General features: G+C 42.6%; 14 protein-coding genes. 2 read left to right on the forward strand and 12 right to left on the reverse strand.

The genetic code is table 11. From position 1 onward, the window contains the following. Window positions 1–18 precede the first annotated feature (18 nt). Entirely contained in the window at window positions 19–432 is a 414-nt protein-coding gene (locus DXC10_RS16210; protein WP_147331289.1) for a hypothetical protein, read from the forward strand. Between the two features lie 929 nt (window positions 433–1361). Here the strand turns inward: DXC10_RS16210 and DXC10_RS01585 are convergent. The 10 genes from DXC10_RS01585 to metK form a co-directional block, all read right to left on the reverse strand. Beyond that, on the reverse strand, window positions 1362–1820 hold the full coding sequence (locus DXC10_RS01585) for a hypothetical protein (RefSeq protein ID WP_233519841.1): 459 nt from the start codon (window positions 1818–1820) through the stop codon (window positions 1362–1364). Between the two features lie 221 nt (window positions 1821–2041). Beyond that, the gene (locus tag DXC10_RS01590; protein WP_117737230.1) at window positions 2042–2590 is read right to left on the reverse strand and encodes a hypothetical protein; all 549 of its coding nucleotides are present in this window, start codon (window positions 2588–2590) and stop codon (window positions 2042–2044) included. A gap of 195 nt (window positions 2591–2785) precedes the next feature. Further along, window positions 2786–3322 carry a hypothetical protein gene (locus DXC10_RS01595; RefSeq protein ID WP_101541995.1) on the reverse strand — a complete coding sequence of 179 codons (537 nt, stop codon included), beginning with the start codon at window positions 3320–3322 and terminating at the stop codon, window positions 2786–2788. After that, window positions 3301–6312, reverse strand: coding sequence for an RHS repeat domain-containing protein (locus DXC10_RS01600; RefSeq protein ID WP_101541996.1), 3012 nt, complete (start codon window positions 6310–6312; stop codon window positions 3301–3303). Before DXC10_RS01600 ends, DXC10_RS01595 begins: the two co-directional genes overlap by 22 nt. A 14-nt stretch (window positions 6313–6326) precedes the next feature. Continuing rightward, window positions 6327–9176: an RHS repeat protein gene (locus DXC10_RS01605; RefSeq protein ID WP_101541997.1), complete on the reverse strand. Its 2850-nt coding sequence runs from the start codon at window positions 9174–9176 to the stop codon at window positions 6327–6329. A gap of 116 nt (window positions 9177–9292) precedes the next feature. After that, the gene (locus DXC10_RS16265; protein WP_158557801.1) at window positions 9293–9391 is read right to left on the reverse strand and encodes a smalltalk protein; all 99 of its coding nucleotides are present in this window, start codon (window positions 9389–9391) and stop codon (window positions 9293–9295) included. Between the two features lie 272 nt (window positions 9392–9663). Then, complete coding sequence (locus tag DXC10_RS01610) at window positions 9664–10155, reverse strand: HU family DNA-binding protein (RefSeq protein ID WP_101541998.1); 492 nt, start codon at window positions 10153–10155, stop codon at window positions 9664–9666. A gap of 149 nt (window positions 10156–10304) precedes the next feature. After that, window positions 10305–11282: a DUF4373 domain-containing protein gene (locus DXC10_RS01615; protein ID WP_117737231.1), complete on the reverse strand. Its 978-nt coding sequence runs from the start codon at window positions 11280–11282 to the stop codon at window positions 10305–10307. 20 nt (window positions 11283–11302) lie between these two features. Then, window positions 11303–11617: a hypothetical protein gene (locus DXC10_RS01620; RefSeq protein ID WP_101542000.1), complete on the reverse strand. Its 315-nt coding sequence runs from the start codon at window positions 11615–11617 to the stop codon at window positions 11303–11305. Between the two features lie 468 nt (window positions 11618–12085). Continuing rightward, window positions 12086–13378, reverse strand: coding sequence for a methionine adenosyltransferase (gene metK / locus DXC10_RS01625; RefSeq protein WP_101542001.1), 1293 nt, complete (start codon window positions 13376–13378; stop codon window positions 12086–12088). 268 nt (window positions 13379–13646) lie between these two features. Between metK and DXC10_RS01630 the strand changes: the two genes are divergently transcribed. After that, window positions 13647–14684 (forward strand): endonuclease/exonuclease/phosphatase family protein, encoded by a 1038-nt coding sequence (locus DXC10_RS01630; protein ID WP_117737354.1) that lies wholly within the window; start codon window positions 13647–13649, stop codon window positions 14682–14684. A 43-nt stretch (window positions 14685–14727) separates the two neighbouring features. On the opposite strand, the gene folK is transcribed toward DXC10_RS01630, so the two are convergent. Together folK and queA are read right to left on the reverse strand one after the other, a co-directional pair. Further along, window positions 14728–15201: a 2-amino-4-hydroxy-6-hydroxymethyldihydropteridine diphosphokinase gene (folK, locus tag DXC10_RS01635; RefSeq protein WP_101542002.1), complete on the reverse strand. Its 474-nt coding sequence runs from the start codon at window positions 15199–15201 to the stop codon at window positions 14728–14730. A 12-nt stretch (window positions 15202–15213) separates the two neighbouring features. Next, window positions 15214–16272: a tRNA preQ1(34) S-adenosylmethionine ribosyltransferase-isomerase QueA gene (gene queA / locus DXC10_RS01640; RefSeq protein WP_101542003.1), complete on the reverse strand. Its 1059-nt coding sequence runs from the start codon at window positions 16270–16272 to the stop codon at window positions 15214–15216. Window positions 16273–16322: the final 50 nt, after the last annotated feature.

The raw sequence follows: 16322 nt of genomic DNA on the forward strand, positions 1-16322 counted from the left end.
GGCATTGGAACCACCCCCATGCAACTGCTTCCCGCTCAACCTGCCCAATTCATCGTAAGTGTTGTTTGCCAGCAACACCTCCGCCTGGTTGTTCAGCTTGTGACAGGCCTCTTTCAGCCTTTCCGCAGAATCGTAGGTATAGGTGTACACTTCAGTATGCGCCGGTTTCCCTGTAGCGGTGTGCACATGCTTGTGCTTGAGCGGTTTCCCGCTGAAGGAATAGGAAAGGAAGTCCGTGTCGAAACCGCCCATCAGATTGGTGGAACGCTGTTGTACCATCCTGCCATCCGCATCATAGTAAAAGGCGGAGACGACCGCCCCAGCAGACCCTCCCAAACAGAAACTTCGTGTGCCTGTCAGGTATCCTTTTCCCGAGGCAGTTCCGTCAAAACGAGCGTCATATCCGCTATCCGCTTCGTAGGCAAGCCCTGAAGGCATGCCGCTCATCCCCGAGAAACAGGGTTTCTTATATACAGAAGCAGCGGATGTTTTTCATTCACTGCGACAGATGATTCAAGTTATAATGAGTACATTACATCATCGAAATCGAAGAAACAAATACATTCTATTTTACTTTTCTTTTTACTAAAGATTACCCTTGTTAAATAGACCATTCTACGAGGTATCAAATTCGAATGAAGCTTTTCTTCTTTTCTTATCTCCTCAATATTCCATTGAGAAGATAATTCCATCATTTGTTTTATAAAGAAAGGCTTTTTACTCTTCTCAAAATCATGAATATCCCATTGATCGCATTCGTAAGAAAGCAAATCCTTTCGTGTCCAAAGTGTTGACATCAATGATTCGAAAGACTCTCCATGTATTTCTAATATAAAAATGGTATCATTTAGAGTGTTCACATCTAAATCTTGAAAAACATGATACTTCTTTCTCACTTTATTATATTTCTTGGTATAAGAAATATATTCCTTTTCAGAAGAATCTGTTAAACGTCTTTGGCAAGACTCAATCTTATTGGATATTTTATTCCAATTTTACGCTACCATCTTTGTAACCCCTATTTGTAACAAGAGAATGAGGATAATAATTCTTTTCATAATTTTAAAGTAACAAGAATGTGCCAAATGCCTGGTTTAGTTATTATATTCTACCATTTCACTTTTGACACATCCTTAATAATTAATAAATATAAGGAGTAGTTGGTACTGTTACTCCGCCTATGCCTACAATCTTTCTATAATACAAACTTACTCCGGTTCCTTTCTTTAATAAAGGAGTCTGCGGATCTCCTTTCCCATTTGATATTCCGTAATGAGTTCTCAATGGAAGACCATGTTCTGATCTTAATTGGTTTTCAACACTCGTCACGTCGGATGAAGAACATCCGCTGCAACAGATATCTATCGTAAACTAGTATTTTTTGTTATATATAAACAACCAGATTCACAATCTATTATCGCAGAAAAGTCATGTTGCAATAAGATATAAATAACATACCTTTGTTCTGACAAACTTAATATATTATCATCGTTACAGTATGGAGTAAACCACATCTCATCAAAATAAGCTGATAATAAACCCTGTATTCCTTCACTTTGATAAATAGAGTCTATACGATTCTCTGGAACAACGATATGTTCTCTTAATTTCATATATGAAAGACTGTCTACTATTAGTGTATCTTTCTCCGATAACATAATCAAACCTTCAGGAGAGATTTTCGTTTTATAGTTATCTTCCTTTACAACTGACCTCAGTTCAATCTCATCTAATACTACCTTACAAATAGAATCACACCATTTTATATTGGTTGAGATTACAAGGGGAGCAGTACTAATTGTGACATTAGAATTTATCATTTCTTTTTCAGAATGACAGTACTTCAGATATAGGCATAAAACTACTACCCCTATGATCGTTATTATTGAAATAAATAACTTATTCCAATGGTTCTTCCGGTACTTTTCTCGTTCCATATATTTCACCTATTGCTTTTCTTATTTTATTCTCGGTCTTTGAATCGGGAAATTCTTATAATCGGAACTAGCGGAAGAAGAATATCCGTAGTGATATGAGAGACTCAATCATGATTTAAATTCCAAAAATCACAAAAAATCATGCAGTCAATTTGAGGCTTCTTTCCGCTTATGATGATCCTGGTCAAAAAGATTATTTCTAATGGTAATGTTTGATTTGCCTTTTCTTCTTTTCTTATTTCTTGTATATTCCACTGAAAAGCCAAGTCCATCATTCTTTTGGAAAAATATCTTTCTTTCACTAATTCTACTTTATATTTATTACAGCCAGCATATGAAGACGAATACGAAAGCATACTTGAACGAGTCCAGATTGTTGATAAGAGCGAGAGACTGACCTGATCCGTTTCCTCCAAAACATAAATAGTATCACACTTTTGTATATTTAGCCGTTCGAATACACGACTTTCTCTTCTTACCTCATCGTATTCTTCTATAAAATATTTAAAAATCTTGTTCGATTCATCATTTTGTTTTAGCAATGCTTGTTTCTGACAAGACGCAATCTTGTTTGATATCTTGTCCCAGTTTTGTGAGAACGTCTTCAAACTACCCGCTTGTAATATTAAAATAAGTATTATAATTTTATTCATCAGTATATATATTTAAATAGTATTTCCTATAAAACCAAAAGACTTAGGCTTCAACTTTCAATTTGGGTTATGAAGAAGTGCCATTTTAGACTTCCGACCTCTTGTATATCCCCAGCACCCTACATGTTGTTTCCGAATCTGAAGATTCTTATAATTGGAAGCAGCGGATGTTCTTCATCCGCTGCGACTGAAATATTACTGCAAGCATTTCAGATGTTTAGCAATATTTGCAATAACCTCAATTGGAAGCTCATTTTTAGTACTGACAAATTTATCTCCTACACGAAAAGTCATTATACTCTTCTGTTCGCCAATAACGTCAAGGACTTTCTTTGTAAGCTTCTTTAATTTATCGTTATATTCAATATATACACTAATAGACTTGAAATAGATTTTTTGATGCTTGTCTTTAAAAAAATGATAATCGTAATACAAGGACAAACTATCATTGGTTATAATAAAAACTTCCTTACCATATTTATTCCATAAATACAGTTTTAATAAATAGCCAGAAATGATCCAAGATACTATGCATGTCGCAATTAGTCCAAAAGATATACCATTTCCTAACGTTAATAGAACAAGTAAAGAAATGATAGGACTTAAGAATATTATCGATGCCAATGAAATGATAACACCCAAAATAATCTTGTTTGCTTTTCTTTCATTAATTGTCAATGAGATATTATCCGAAAATTCCAAGCTAAAATTTAATAATGATTCTGTTTCCATTTTTGATAATCTATACTTCTGCTTTTTAAAGCATTTTGATATGTTCCATATTTCTTTATTGTATATTGTCCTCTTGTTTGCATCAGAAAACGATTCCAAGGTTTTATTTGATAATATGACTTAGGAATAAGATTTGTTGCATCCAAAGGGTTAGGTAACCATGTCAGTGGGTCTGTCATAATATTCCAATACCCCTTACTCATATTTTCCCATATTCCCTTTGTTCCATCTACACCATTATCATTGGCATATTTTACCCAATTATATTGCATCCCATGTGCTTGGGTATTTCCGCTTTTAAAATCATTAAATTTATCTCGTCCTACAACATATTTATATTCATACATTCTTGTTCCACTTTCCTCATCAACACCTAATTGCTCAATGGCCATATAATTCCCCTCATTTTCACCTGTTGTTATCTTATGTAAATGATATTTGTCTTTTCCATTTACTGTTACAGGAATAAATTTTTCGTCTAAAAGTCCTATGCCATTACTTCTATAATTAACCAAATTATAATCCCAAACTTCATTTGCTGGTACTGTATCACATCCTGTCGGGTCAATATATTTTATAGGATTATTCAAACAATAGGCAAAAGGATTGGTTGAGGAATACTTCTCCGCCAATGGATCCACCGTTGTAAACTGCCCTAACGCCGCATCATACTGTCTTGCCCCGTAATCATACCAATTTACCCCTTTCTTGGTATTCAGTTCCTTCCCGTTGTACTTGTAAGGTTGGACACTTGGGGAAGAACTTGCAAACAATCCTCCGAAAGGATAGTAATGGTTCACTTCTTCCACTGTGCCGCTACTGTTGACAACCAGCCGGTTGTTGCCCTGATGGTCTTTCACATAATAGTGGTAGGTGTTGTCCGCAAGAGTAACATATCCTTCTTCTGTCAGGAGAAACTTGGCCACATTGTCTTCATAAATCACATTCCCGCAATATACAATATAAGACGGAATATCTCCAGCTCCGCTTACAGTGTGGAGAATCTCCCTCCGTTTCACCCCGTCGGCCGTATAGCCGAACTGCGAAAAACCGCCCGAAGAATAACCGACACTTGTAGGCAAATTTAAACAATTATATTGAATATTGCTAATTCCCTTATTCAAATCTTTTGTTAAATTGCCGTTTGCGTCGTAAGCATACTCATCTGCCTGTTTCACACCGTCCTTGAACTCGAAGCCACCGTTGTGGGCAGAAGCGGTCGCCGCATCGTCCACACGGTTCAACCGGTTGCCGTCCAGGGTATAAGTCAGATTATCAATCAAGCCATAAGCAGAAACAGAAATCTGTCCATAACGTTGCAAACTTTTGATGTTTCCGTTCTTGTCATACGAGGTCACTTTCTCGGTGAAGCGACCTGCGCCGTGAGTGGCATTTAGCAGTCGGTTTAAACCGTCGTAAGAGAAACTATAGCTGTGGCTGCTACCGTTTGCCGTCCAGTTCATAGTAGTGATGTTTCCGTTGTAGCCTGTGCTACCATTGTTGTAGGTCAGTGTCTGAGTGAACTTGCCACCTGTAATTCCCGTCAGCCAGCTGCGGATGTTGTAGGAATAGGCGGAGGAATGCGCCGTTCCACCCAGCTTCTTGCTATTTAAGCGTCCGAGGTTATCATAACCGTATTCGGCAAGCGTCACAGTGCCCAAGTCATCCAATTTATGTTGCACCTTCAACAAACGATCCGCATAGTCGTAGCTATAGGTATAAACTTCCACCAGGTTCTTTTTGCTTGATGTGTGCGTATGAGTCAAAATCAACGGCTTGTCGGTGAAACTGTAGACGGTCGCTGTCACATCGTAACCGCCCATGGCGTTGCTTTCCACACGTTTCACTTCACGCCCGCGAATATCATAGTAGAAGGCTTTCCATACAGGGCTGCAAACATTGAAACCGATTACTTTTTGTCCTGTCAATGCGCCTTTACCGTAACCGGAAATATCGTTCGTGAACTGGCTCACCGGGAAACCGGTGCTCCCTACAAAACTGTAGTCGTCGTAATAGTTCTGTATCTGCACAACTGCATTAGAGGTTACAGATTGATTGGTACATTCTCCTTGCTCAGTCAGCCTGCCGAGATTGTCATACAGATAATATGTCCATTTTCCATTGGTACGTTGGTTTCCATCCTGCGAAAAAGTCGGCGAGTCGAGATCTCCATAGATATATTCCGTCGGTGCGGTTCCCGGCAGTTTTTTCCAGATACAACGGTTACGTTGATCGTATCTGTACTGGAAAGCATACAAATCAAGATCGGCATTCATCTGATACATCGGTTGCAGTACAAAACAAAGATTTCCAAAATCATCATATACATAATAGGTATCACACGGATCATCACCATTCATCTGGCGTATAAGCACTGTATGCCCCTGTTTGTCTGTGAAAGTATAACTCGTATTCCCATCTTCATCAGTGGTTCTGACAACAGAAAGCTGGCCGGCCGTATAATTCCCGTTGGCATACAAAGTATTTCCAGCAGCTACTGTATAATTAATACAACTTAAGGGAGCTGTGACACTGTTCACGGAATATCCCGTCAAGACAGGATGCCCTTCCCATGACGCTCCGGGACCATATTGACCAGTTATGCGATTTAAAGGTGATGCATCATAAATAAAATGATTGTACGGTCGCGCATCGCCATCATAGCTACTTAGAGCCATACTTTTAAAGTTATCCGGTGATATATAATCCGAAGCCGTTTTAATTGGTATCCATGTGTACGTGTTCCTGCTTACAGCATCATACTCTTTCAAAGTAACAAGTATGTTACCTGTCTGTATGTTGTCCTTCACTACTTTTTCCACAGTCTGAAACGGGCGTCCCAGACCGTCAAAATAAGCAATGTTATCCACATGACTGCTTCCGTCATCTTTCAGCATTGTACGTGTGCGGATATAATTCTCTGTACTGACCTGTGCCAAAGTTGTACAGGAAAGACATAATAATGGAATCAGTAATTTAAATCGTTTCATCGTTTTTTCTATTTTTAGGGTTTGTAATGATATTCATATTGTTCCATGATTTTATTGTCATTGTCTTTCACCTCTATAAGTCGGCCTTGCGCATCATAGACATAGAATGTTATTGTCCCGTTAGGAGCGGTAATACTATCAATGCCTGTCAAGGGAACGTAAGTGTAAGTGGTAACCAGTACATTCTTGTTGGAAAGTGTGCTGCGCAGAGACTTTAGCGAGGATTTGATGGATGTTTCATTCTTGTTACCAGCCAATGCATTGATGAAACTTTCTCCCAGCCAGTTTTTCACTTCACCGTAAGTGGCTCCTTCTATTTTCGCTACGGGATACGTTTTGTTGTATCCCCATAACCAGACTGTTTTGAGCCGGCTTTGAGTCGCTCCCAGTAAATTCCCTCTACTATCATAGTCTTGATAAGTAATACGTTCTTCTTCTGTTCCACTCCCTTTCTTATAGAACTCCTTTTCGGGCAACAGCAAATTATTTCCATAATTCCTGAACTGAACTATTTTCCTGTAAAGTTCCGTATCTCCTTTTTTACGTAAGTAAACCAATGGTTGGCTGATGTGGTTCGTACTTCGCAGCAGGTCAACCGTCACCCGTTGTCCGGAAGTCATCAAGGTACTTATCTCCGTATCCCATGGATAGTAAAAATAATCCGTATAAGTTTCTCCTCTGCTGTCGGTCCGCGAACTGTACCGTAAAGGAGCATATCTATTGTCCTGATATTCATAATCGAACGATTGGACAGTTACTATCGAATCATTTTCTTCGTAGCGAGTCGTTTTTTTGTTGCGCATTACACAATCACGGAGGTTGATATAATAAATTCCTACATAATATGCAGCAGTCCGGGCCATAGGATGCGACGGCATCAAGTCACCGTTACCTGAACAATCCGTATAATGCCGGGCAGTAGTCACATTCTTTATGGGTTCTCCCCCGTTTATTATTCCTATCAGAGTATGACTGTATTCTTCTTTTTCAACCGGAATGTAAATAGAACCCTCTTTCCGGTAAGAAATCCTCCGGGTGAGCCGTGCGCCTTTCTGAGCCAAATTATTATAAGACTGCATATAGAAAGGTGAAAAATCTCTGCCAGACCCATCATAGACACTCATTGTACTGGAATTATTGGTTGTGTAATCAAAATTGTAGGTTGTCTTCAACTCTCCTTCATATTCGGTTACCTCCTTGTACCAGACATTTGGATTATAGGTAGGGCAGGCCAGGCAACGGGCTGTTCCACAAACAATCAGCTGACGGTATGCAGGAGTTTCAGTGGTGGTACCCAGCGCGCTGTCAAAACAAGACTGTTCGTTTACAAACATGTCCGGTAAGGGAACCTGAGGAGCAATACCCTTCCCGTCTTCATTGACCCCATATTTATAGGTACGTACCACTTGAGGTGCCCCGTTTTCCGCACAGCTGACGGTCCTCTTCACTCTCAACCCACCACCTTCAGAGAGTTCATCGCCATGAGGATTCATAATGGCAAATGTATTATATGACTTTATAGTAGCAAACCGGTGAGGTTCGTACTCTATCTCCATATATCCCCTTGTCGGATAGGTTATCTTTTTCAGCATGAAGTTCTGCATGGCCAATGAATCAATCCGGCGGTCGGCACCATCAATAGGATACATCAAGCTGTTATGTGTATCATACACTCTTATCTTAAAATTCGGTACAAGAGTACTATTGAGCTTACCATTATAATATCCCCAGTAATCTTGCGAACGGGTATCCATATATTCGCCTCCGTAATATTCAAAATTATAGATACCTTCACCACTGACATACAATGTATTCAGAGTTCTGTAATCCTCATATTCCAGACGACATTCTTTCCTGATCACCCCATCGGGATCTTTCACCTTCAACCCGGTGAGCAGAGTACACGAAGGGTATTTGTAATTGATAAAACTGATTGTCTGATTAGGCATTCTCACTTCTTTCAACAAATAAAGTCCCTGACTTGTAGAGTTATTATAAGCTTCCTGCCAAAAAGTCCGGTATCCGGGTCCCGGCATACCCGGTTCTTCTGTAGATTCAAAAAAATAGTCCTGTATAACAAAGCAATCTCCCAAAATTTCTTCCGACTCAAACGTTCCAAAGACTTTCTCCCAACTGATGGTAATCTTATTGGAAGTATCCCCCGGCAATATGACCTCATACAACATCCACGCCGTAGGATATCCTACCTGGGTATCTTTCTCTATATACTGTCCGCCAAACTTATAGATGATTCCCCGGTCATCGGTAACGGAAAATTCCGTCAAATTTTTATATTGATCAAATACCGGTGTAATTTTTAACGGTGAATTAGCTGCCAGTACCTTCCAGGATGTTCCATCCTTTTCCAATAGAAACGTATTGTTCCGGTCGGGAAGATGTATTGAAAAAACATCATGACTAGCATCCTTATCATAGTCCCGGGAATCCAGTTTCCATAAATATTCGTAAGTGAAGTTATTGGTACGTACCTCCCATGTACTTTGTTCATCGGCTTTTCCAATGATATTACGAGTAATACGTAAACCCGGACTCAACATCCACCCATACCCTAACGGGAAATGCGGGTCAGTTACCTTTATACCGTTACCATGATACTTCAGTTCGAAAGGTATGCTGAAACCCGGAGTTTCCGCCGTATACAGAAGGATGGAAATGTCCATAGCTCCCGTCGATAAATCAGGCTTATGCATCAAATATTGCGGATAAATCCGTGAAATAGGGGAAGGTTGTATCTGTTCCCTCAAACGCGGGTAGTATATCACGTCTTCCTGTGCGTGACCTTGAATGCTGTATAAGGTCACCATCATTAGCAAAATAGTTTTTAAAGTTTGTATAGTCTTCATGTTTTAACCGTGTTGATAATTAGTGAAACTGTTTGTTATCTCAGTAATCGGGAGAGCAGTACGGAGCTCCTTTTGCATACTGCCCCCGACATTCGTCTTTTATGTCCTACATTGTATTACAATACATTTGTAGCGTGCACTCCCAGCGCCCCGGCCAAAGCCGACACAGCTGCTATAACCACTTTCAGGATAACATCCCAAACGGATTTTTTCATTGCCATAGTTTTACACCTCCTTTCGAATAGTTTAGTTCAGTCTTAGTTTGTTTTGAGTAAAGCTCCCGTTCATTTTCAAGGCAAAGGAGGGGCTAAAGAAGAGATAACCCCTCCTTTGCGATGCTTGTGATGAATGTTTTTGTGAATTGAGAATAGAGTTTCTGCAGAAACTTTTGTCGTGTTGCGTTGCGCTTTATTCCACTCTTTTACGTTTTGTCGTACTTCGTCGCGCCTTTTTGTGTTTTATCGCTTGTCCGGCCATCCCGCTACAATCAGCCCAACGGGTTTTCGTTCTGGTCTTCACCGTTTCCTCCCGGGGTGTTTCCACCTTCGCCACCGTTTCCTGAACCCGGAACGGCATCCAGACGGACACACTTCACACCCGTCACCATAGAACGGGTGGCAACCGTACGGTTCAGGTTACGGGTGACTGCAGGCTGGAAGCGTACAGTAATGGTGGCTTGCGTGGCAGAAACTTCTCCGTCCGTAGGCACACCTTTCCCCGTGGACTTCATCGCCATGCGGAAAGTGCCAAAACCGTCCAGGGTGACGCTTTCCGAGGCTTGCAGGTGGGTGGTGAGTACCTTTATCAAGTTGTCGATGGTGTTCTTCGTGTCACCGGGGGTGAGCGAACAATATTCTGATATTTCCTTCGCAATCTGCGCGGTGCTGACGTTGCCTGTCAATACCACACGAGGATAGAATAATTTTTTTCCTTCTTTGTTTTCTAATACGGATTGAAATCCTTTGTAAATTACTGGCATAATAGTAAGTTTTTAACTTGTTAATAAAATAGTTTTGTTTTTGTGTCTTAAGCTTAATCACAATGCAAATATAAGACTTGCATAGTACATGATAAAATTAAAAGTACCGTTTTTGTTCACGAAATGTGTTTACCATAATAACTGATCATTTACCGACTCCTGCACAGACTCAACAGATACTTCCCCGGTTGGCATATCTTCCCGTGGCTGGTACGTAATGCTTCAAATCCTCGCCACATGGGATGTCCGATGGCTCCGAAGTTACTTTTCAGGATGATGGCGTACTGTTCACGGATGGGAATTTCAAACTGGCGCAGATTATACTTCAATCCGTCGAAATTACGCTTCACGCCATCCCGAGGAGGTTGCAGACGGTCTATGTCGCCGGTTGTCCACTCTTTGTGCATCGAAAAATTTCCCTTTTCCTCCTTTGCCTCCGCAGGCTGTCCGCAGCCTGCGTCTTGAGTTCCTCCGGTTTCGGGGGAACTATTGAGGAGGGGGTATTCTTTGCTATCCTGTGCTATGCTATGCTGTGCTATGCTATGTGTACCGGATGTAACATTTCGGGACGTTAATGTTACATTTTGAGGTGTTAATAAAAGGTTTTCACCTTGCATGGACGGGATGTCTTCCTGTGCGGACAAATTCTCTTCCTGCGCCACGGAATTCTCTTTTTGTGCAGAACGGTTTTCCGTTTGTCCCGCTGTCTTGCCGTCTTCTTCCTCTGTCTCTCCCTCCGCTTCCGTCAACCGGTAGTCCGCCTCTATGGCAGAACTCTTTCGGCGTTTCGTACTGAAAAGATACTGGTTCTGTATTTCAGCGGAAGTCAGTATGCCGTATTTTTTGAAAAGTTCCGTATCGAAAATGCCGTACTCCACCGCAAGGGCCAGGATGCGGTGAACGTCCTGGGCACTCTGCTGGTAGAGACAGGCGGAGAGGTCTTCGTAGAAAAGGTTGTCGACGTGGACGTAGTAACCCTCACCGGCATAGATATACGACAGTGTGCCTATCAGGATGGAGAGAGCACCGTCTCCTTCGCGCTTCATGATACGGCGCACAACGCGGTCGTGTATGAAGTCTGTACTCATGGGGAAGTAGTCCAGTCCCCGTTTTTTGATTCGTGCCATGTGCTTGTATGTGGTCAGATTTAATATTCGTGCAGATAATCGGCTTCACGCAGTTTCCTGCCTTTGCGTGCGGTGTTTTCCCTTATCACCCGGAGAGCATGCCTGATGAGTGACAGGCGTTGTGCGCCGTCCGTGATATCCGTTATCACGGGATAATCGCGTTTACCGTTTTCAATGTGTGACTTCCGGTAGCGGGTACGGTTCATTTCCTTGCGGCACGCGATGCAATAACAGTCGGGGCGTCCCGTATCCCGTCTCATGTAAAAGGCTTCTACAGGCAGTTCCCGATGGCAACGTCCACAGTAGCAGGTTGTTTTGGTAATATTCTGTTCCATGATATGTATGTTTTTCAAGTTCGTTTGGATGAAGTGAGGTGTCTATAGTTCCCTTCCGCAGGAACTATAGATCCTACGTGTGGCATCTATATATCCCTCATGACAGGTCTATAGTTCCATCACGATACATCTATAGTTTCCTCATTTTATAATTCTCGGTTTCGATAATTTTCATTATAGAAACCAACTGTATATTTCTATCACGGCAAAGATAATTTGATTTACAAATATAAAACAAATTGTATTGCCGATATTTTTAAAAAAAGTTTCATCCAAGGTGGTAAGTATTTCAAGCACAGACTAAGAGTAAAGAAGACACGATGATGTAGAGAAGAAAAAAAAGAAGCTGCCTCCTTCATACCTGAATACGGTAGACAGAAAGGCAGCTTTCTATATAAATAGCTTGTAAAGCTATGCTGATTACTATTTTAACGGAGAATGAAAATAAATTGTCGATAATGGAAATTATCAAAGACCAAATGCGGCTTTCACTTTATCAACGTAATCCAGTTTCTCCCAGGTAAAGAGTTCAACCTCTATCGCCTTGTCGCCCTCATAGCGTGATTTAAAATGCTTGACGATGGTCTGCGGTTCACGTCCCATATGTCCGTAAGCGGCAGTTTCCTGATAAATCGGGTTACGGAGTTTCAGACGATCCTCAATGGCCTTCGGACGCAGGTCGAACAGTTCATCAATCTTCTTGGCGATTTCACCGTCGCTCATGTTTACATGGCTACGGCCGTAAGTGTCTACGAAAATATTGATGGGACGCGCCACACCGATGGCGTATGACACCTGTACCAACATTTCGTCTGCCACACCGGCAGCCACCAGGTTCTTGGCTATGTGGCGGGCAGCGTATGCGGCCGAGCGGTCCACTTTCGAAGGATCTTTCCCCGAGAAAGCGCCACCGCCATGGGCACCCTTGCCACCATAAGTATCTACGATAATCTTGCGTCCGGTCAGTCCGGTATCTCCGTGAGGGCCACCGATTACAAACTTACCGGTAGGGTTTACATGATATTTGATGTGGTCGTTGAACAAAGCCAATACCTTTTCGGCATGGATGGAAGCAATGACGCGAGGCATTAAAATCCCGATCACATCCTTGCGGATAACGGCAAGCATTTCCTCGTCAGCCTTCAGCTGCGCGGCTTCACTGTCATCGGCAGGCTGAACGAAATCATCGTGCTGGGTAGAAACCACGATGGTATCGATACGGACAGGCATACCGTTGTCATCATATTCGATGGTTACCTGGCTCTTTGCATCAGGACGAAGATAAGTCATCTGTTTGCCTTCGCGACGGATATCGGCCAGCACCTGCAAGATGCGGTGGGCAAGGTCGAGCGAAAGCGGCATATAATTTTCCGTTTCATTCGTGGCGTAACCAAACATCATGCCTTGGTCTCCGGCACCCTGTTCCATGGGGTCTTGGCGCTCTACACCCCGGTTGATGTCCGGACTCTGTTCGTGAATGGCAGAAAGTACGCCGCACGAATTACTCTCGAACATATACTCGCCTTTGGTATAGCCGATTTTCTGAATTACTTCGCGTGCGATAAGTTGGAGGTCTACGTACGCTTTGGTTTTCACTTCTCCAGCCAGCACCACCTGTCCGGTAGTAACCAGAGTTTCGCAAGCTACTTTCGAACTGGGGTCGTAAGCCAACAGTTTGTCAAGCACAGCGTCCGATATTTGATCGGCCACTTTGTCGGGGTGTCCTTCTGACACCGATTCGGATGTGAATAAGTATCCCATTTCATTTAAAAATTTAAAATGAATAATCAAAAACGGAAGATGGGGCGAAGATTTATCAATGAGTAGGCATGCAAGTCGCGATACAACGGGGCACCGTCAGAAAAGGATGTGTTTTAGCATTTTTTTCTGTGGTTGCAAGCTACTCAAATCTTTCCACATTTTCGTTTTCGGATGCAAAGATAGAGAGTTTTTTCTTTATATGTATCACCAACGAGAGAGATTAACACAGATTTATTATCTTTGTACGAACCTAATTCTAAATATCATGATAAGAAAATTATTTATTGTATGCCTGCTTTTGTTGGCATCCACCCTCGGAAGAAGCCAGGAAAAGAAGGAATTTACCGTTTTGCAATGGAACATCTGGCAAGAAGGGACGCAAGTGCCCGGAGGATACGATGCCATTGTGGAGGAAATTGTCCGCCTGAAACCGGATTTTGTAACTTTCAGTGAAGTGAGAAATTACCGCAATACCCGCTTTTGCAACCGCATTGTACAATCGTTGAAATCCAAAGGGGAAACTTATTACTCTTTTTATAGTTACGACAGTGGCCTGCTGAGCCGCCACCCCATCACCGATTCTCTGACCGTGTATCCCGAAAAGGACGACCACGGAAGCATTTACAAAATGACAAGTAGCATAAACGGACATAAGATAGCTGTCTACACGGCCCATCTGGACTATCTGAACGACGCATATTATAATGTAAGGGGTTACGACGGTTCCACCTGGAAAGAAATTCCCATCCCGCAAACCGTCCGTGAGGTTCTGGAAGTGAATGACGCTTCACTGCGCGATGATGCCATCAAAGATTTCATTGCAGCCGCCCGTAAAGATATTGAAGAAGGCGCTATCGTCATCCTGGGCGGTGATTTCAATGAACCTTCCCACCTGGACTGGATACGTGAGACAAAAGATTTGTACGACCACAACGGACTGATTATCCCGTGGACCGTTCCCTTGATGCTGGATAACAGCGGGTTTATCGATACATACCGCACACTGTATCCTGACGTATTGAATTATCCCGGATTTACTTTTCCCGCAGACAACCCGCTCATTCCGGTCAAGAAGCTGACCTGGGCACCTAAGTCGGACGAACGTGACCGGATAGACTACGTGTTCTACTATCCCCATCCCGCCATCCGGCTGAAGAAAGCCGTGATTTTCGGTCCACAGGGAAGTATCGTCCGCAACCGACGGGTGGAGGAAACCTCCAAAGACAAGTTCTTATTGCCCAAAGGAGTCTGGCCTACCGACCACAAAGGGCTGCTTGTGACTTTCGGGATAAAAGAAAAGAAATAAAGGGAATTTTACACGAATTATGGGGAACGCATAAATCTTAAAGCTACGCTTTGTCTTTGATCAACGTCTGAAATAACTCCCTCATCTTCTTTTTCAACATCGGGTGTACCAATTCGGGGGCAATCTCTGCCAAAGGTTCCATCACGAAACGGCGTTCCTGCATCAATGGATGGGGAAGTTTCAATTCGGGCGTATCGAGTACCCGGTCTTCATAGAGAAGCAAATCTATATCTATCAGCCGGTCATTGTATATGCCGTTGACTGATTTATGGGCGCGGCCTATCTCCCGCTCTATTTCTTGTGTAAGATGAAGCACGGATAATGGTGAAAGAGAGGTCTCTACACATACTGCCGCATTCAAGAACATATTCTCTGAGGAAAATCCCCAAGGGGCAGTAGCATAAAAAGCGGACAGGGAAACCACTTTCCCTATCCGCTCTTCTATTTTCTGCACGGCAAGACGGAGGTTTCGCTCCTTATCGCCGAGATTGGTTCCTAAACTGAAATAAACTTTCATTAAAATGAAAATTTATCTATCCGTAATCAACATGGCGTCACCATACGTGCCGAAACGGTAGTTTTCTTTCAAGGCTACATTATAGGCCTCCATCACCTGGTCGTAACCGCCAAAAGCTGCTACAATCATCAGAAGCGTGCTGAGTGGCATGTGGAAGTTGGATACCATGGCGTTGGCAACAGTAAAGTCATACGGCGGGAAGATGAACTTATTGGTCCAACCTTCATATTCTTTCAGATGACCGTCTGTGCTGACAGTACTCTCAATGGCACGCATCACGGTAGTACCTACGGCACAAACCTGCCTGTTCATATCCTTTGCACGGTTCACAATCTTTACGGCTTCTCCGGTCACCAACATCTGTTCGGAGTCGGTCTTATGCTTGGTAAGGTCTTCCACATCGATATCACGGAAGTTACCCAAACCGGCATGCAGGGTGATATATGCAAAATCAATTCCTTTGATTTCCATACGCTTCATCAATTCACGGCTAAAGTGCAGGCTGGCAGTAGGAGCAGTAACCGCACCTTCATTACGTGCAAATATAGATTGAAAACGGTCGGAGTCTTCAGGCTCTACAGGGCGGTTGATGATACTGTGGGGTAGCGGAGTTTCACCCAAAGCATACAGTGCCTTCTTGAACTCATCGTGCGGCCCGTCATAAAGGAAACGGAGCGTACGGCCACGGGAAGTAGTGTTGTCGATTACTTCGGCCACCATGGAGTCGTCGTCACCAAAATAGAGTTTGTTACCGATACGGATTTTACGGGCAGGGTCTACCAGTACGTCCCACAAACGCAACTCTTCATTCAACTCACGCAACAAGAATACTTCAATACGGGCACCGGTTTTTTCCTTGTTACCATAAAGGCGCGCGGGAAACACCTTCGTGTCATTGAAGATAAACACATCCTTGTCATCGAAATACTCCAGGATGTCCTTGAACATCCGGTGTTCAATCTCACCTGTCTTTCTGTGAAGCACCATCAGGCGCGACTCGTCTCTGTACTTCGTTGGGTGCAAAGCTATCTTCTCTTCGGGAAGCTTAAATTTAAATTGCGACAGTTTCATATCTATTTAATGTGCTAATGTGCTGATATGCCAATGTGCCAATGATACAT

Origin of the sequence: Bacteroides sp. OM08-11 (genome assembly GCF_003438665.1) — a bacterium.
Taxonomy (GTDB): Bacteria; Bacteroidota; Bacteroidia; order Bacteroidales; family Bacteroidaceae; genus Bacteroides; species Bacteroides cutis.

Coding starts and splice junctions, on each gene's coding strand:
- DXC10_RS16210 (WP_147331289.1), top strand. CDS start 19: ATGCAACTGCTTCCCGCTCAACCTGCCCAATTCATCGTAAGTGTTGTT.
- DXC10_RS01585 (WP_233519841.1), bottom strand. CDS start 1,820: ATGATAAATTCTAATGTCACAATTAGTACTGCTCCCCTTGTAATCTCA.
- DXC10_RS01590 (WP_117737230.1), bottom strand. CDS start 2,590: ATGAATAAAATTATAATACTTATTTTAATATTACAAGCGGGTAGTTTG.
- DXC10_RS01595 (WP_101541995.1), bottom strand. CDS start 3,322: ATGGAAACAGAATCATTATTAAATTTTAGCTTGGAATTTTCGGATAAT.
- DXC10_RS01600 (WP_101541996.1), bottom strand. CDS start 6,312: ATGAAACGATTTAAATTACTGATTCCATTATTATGTCTTTCCTGTACA.
- DXC10_RS01605 (WP_101541997.1), bottom strand. CDS start 9,176: ATGAAGACTATACAAACTTTAAAAACTATTTTGCTAATGATGGTGACC.
- DXC10_RS16265 (WP_158557801.1), bottom strand. CDS start 9,391: ATGAAAAAATCCGTTTGGGATGTTATCCTGAAAGTGGTTATAGCAGCT.
- DXC10_RS01610 (WP_101541998.1), bottom strand. CDS start 10,155: ATGCCAGTAATTTACAAAGGATTTCAATCCGTATTAGAAAACAAAGAA.
- DXC10_RS01615 (WP_117737231.1), bottom strand. CDS start 11,282: ATGGCACGAATCAAAAAACGGGGACTGGACTACTTCCCCATGAGTACA.
- DXC10_RS01620 (WP_101542000.1), bottom strand. CDS start 11,617: ATGGAACAGAATATTACCAAAACAACCTGCTACTGTGGACGTTGCCAT.
- metK (WP_101542001.1), bottom strand. CDS start 13,378: ATGGGATACTTATTCACATCCGAATCGGTGTCAGAAGGACACCCCGAC.
- folK (WP_101542002.1), bottom strand. CDS start 15,201: ATGAAAGTTTATTTCAGTTTAGGAACCAATCTCGGCGATAAGGAGCGA.
- queA (WP_101542003.1), bottom strand. CDS start 16,272: ATGAAACTGTCGCAATTTAAATTTAAGCTTCCCGAAGAGAAGATAGCT.